Raw genomic sequence first — 1,631 nt, forward strand, 5'->3', positions numbered from 1 at the left:
AGGATAAGGATAAGGATAAACGATAACGCAGTCCAGAGTGCGTCAACTCAATTCAAAACATGGTCATCGCTAAATACCACAACGCTCGCGTGATTCTTGCTTGACTTTACCTGTCATAGCAGCTTCCTGCAAACTCATAAAAGCATTAAAATCTTCTACGTCATACCGAGTTGTCAGCAGATGTCGCAACTGATTTTCTGCCTCAACCGTTAGATAGCCACTCGCTATAGCTTTTTGCACAATGTCTCGAATCCGAATCATGGTTGAAACCTCAAACTACCACATAAATTTATTGGGGTTTAAATCGATAGGTTATGCAGTGGTTCTAGTAACTCAACCGCTATGTTGGCTAAAGCTTTGCTGCACCATGCAAAAAAATGAGTCATGTTTTACACCTTGAATAAAAAATACTCACTTATCTGATGAAACTGGAGCCTACTTTTACTGAATGTTGGGTGGCTAACAGTGTTCTGGTAGAAACACAGTATATTAACAAGCCATAATTGACCGACTAAGTCTAGACAGTTTGGCTCTTACATCTAGACGTATGTGGTTTCGATAAAGTTTCAAAAAAGTTTCAAGAAATTTTATTAAATTTTTTCTACCTAAAGATACTTACCATAAAGGTGATCGGTGTTGTATTGTTATAGTTCTTTGAAAAAGAGATTATAATACTACATTGATTGAGCTTCAAACGCTACATAATTCGTTGCAAAAATTTCACAGCGTTCACATGACTAAGATTGATGAATATTTACTTAAAGGAATTAACCTGTACTTGATTGGTATGGCAGGTAGCGGTAAAACGACGGTGGGACGCTTATTGGCTCAGCAGATGGGTTACGGGTTTTTGGATACTGATGAGGTGATTGTTAAAGCAACAGGAAAAACAATCAGTCAACTATTCGCAGAAGTTGGTGAAGGAGCGTTTCGTCAACTGGAAAGCGATGTATTAGCACAAGTTTGCTCTTATACAAAGTTAAGTGTAGCAACTGGCGGCGGTATTATACTACGCCGAGAAAACTGGAGTTACTTACATCACGGTTTGATTGTTTGGCTTGATGTACCAGTGGAAATATTGTTAAAGCGTTTAGAAGAAGATACAACAAGACCATTATTGCAAGACACTGACCGCAATTTGAAAATGCGATCGCTCCTAGAGCAAAGACAATCACTTTACGCTCAAGCCGACTTACAAATTACTGTCACGGAAGATCAAACACCCGAACAAATTGCCAAGCGAGTACTAGAGGCAATTCCTGGGGTGCTTAAAGAAGAATACAGGAGTCAGAATTCAGAATTCAGAAGCAATGGCATGGGGATTTAAAGTACGATTCATCCACTACCAGGAAAAATTTTATTCTCTTACTCCTGACTCCTGACTCCTGACTCCTGTATTCTTCGGTGTATGATCGTGACAGTTGCATTTTCTCTCAACGAGATCCGCGATAACTATTAAAAGCTCTAGCTCCTCATAATGATCAACGATACAGAGTCCATTATTAGACAAGCAGCAACCACTCGTGCACAAGTGCTCAGTGAAGCACTACCGTACATTCAGAAATTTGCTGGTAGAACCATTGTTGTCAAATACGGTGGTGCAGCAATGAAAGAAAGTGTTCTGAAAGATC

2 protein-coding genes and 1 pseudogene are annotated in these 1,631 nt (G+C 39.5%); 2 read left to right on the plus strand and 1 reads right to left on the minus strand.

What is annotated here, in order from left to right:
* Nucleotides 1-69: 69 nt before the first annotated feature.
* Nucleotides 70-261 carry a hypothetical protein gene (locus tag G4P69_RS38040; RefSeq protein WP_208341933.1) on the minus strand — a complete coding sequence of 64 codons (192 nt, stop codon included), beginning with the start codon at nt 259-261 and terminating at the stop codon, nt 70-72.
* A 472-nt stretch (nt 262-733) separates the two neighbouring features.
* On the opposite strand from G4P69_RS38040, the gene G4P69_RS38045 reads away from it, so the two are divergent.
* A complete protein-coding gene (locus G4P69_RS38045) occupies nt 734-1,327 on the plus strand; it encodes a shikimate kinase (RefSeq protein ID WP_208341931.1) in 594 nt (197 codons plus the stop codon).
* 147 nt (nt 1,328-1,474) lie between these two features.
* Nucleotides 1,475-1,631 (plus strand): annotated as a pseudogene (locus tag G4P69_RS38050) (acetylglutamate kinase); the annotation flags it as partial.

This window comes from Aetokthonos hydrillicola CCALA 1050 (genome assembly GCF_017591665.1).
In the GTDB taxonomy this organism is placed as follows: domain Bacteria; phylum Cyanobacteriota; class Cyanobacteriia; order Cyanobacteriales; family Nostocaceae; genus Aetokthonos; species Aetokthonos hydrillicola.

What these genes read in the sequence shown, in the direction of transcription:
- G4P69_RS38040 (WP_208341933.1), bottom strand. Translation starts at nt 261, where the DNA reads ATGATTCGGATTCGAGACATTGTGCAAAAAGCTATAGCGAGTGGCTAT.
- G4P69_RS38045 (WP_208341931.1), top strand. Translation starts at nt 734, where the DNA reads ATGACTAAGATTGATGAATATTTACTTAAAGGAATTAACCTGTACTTG.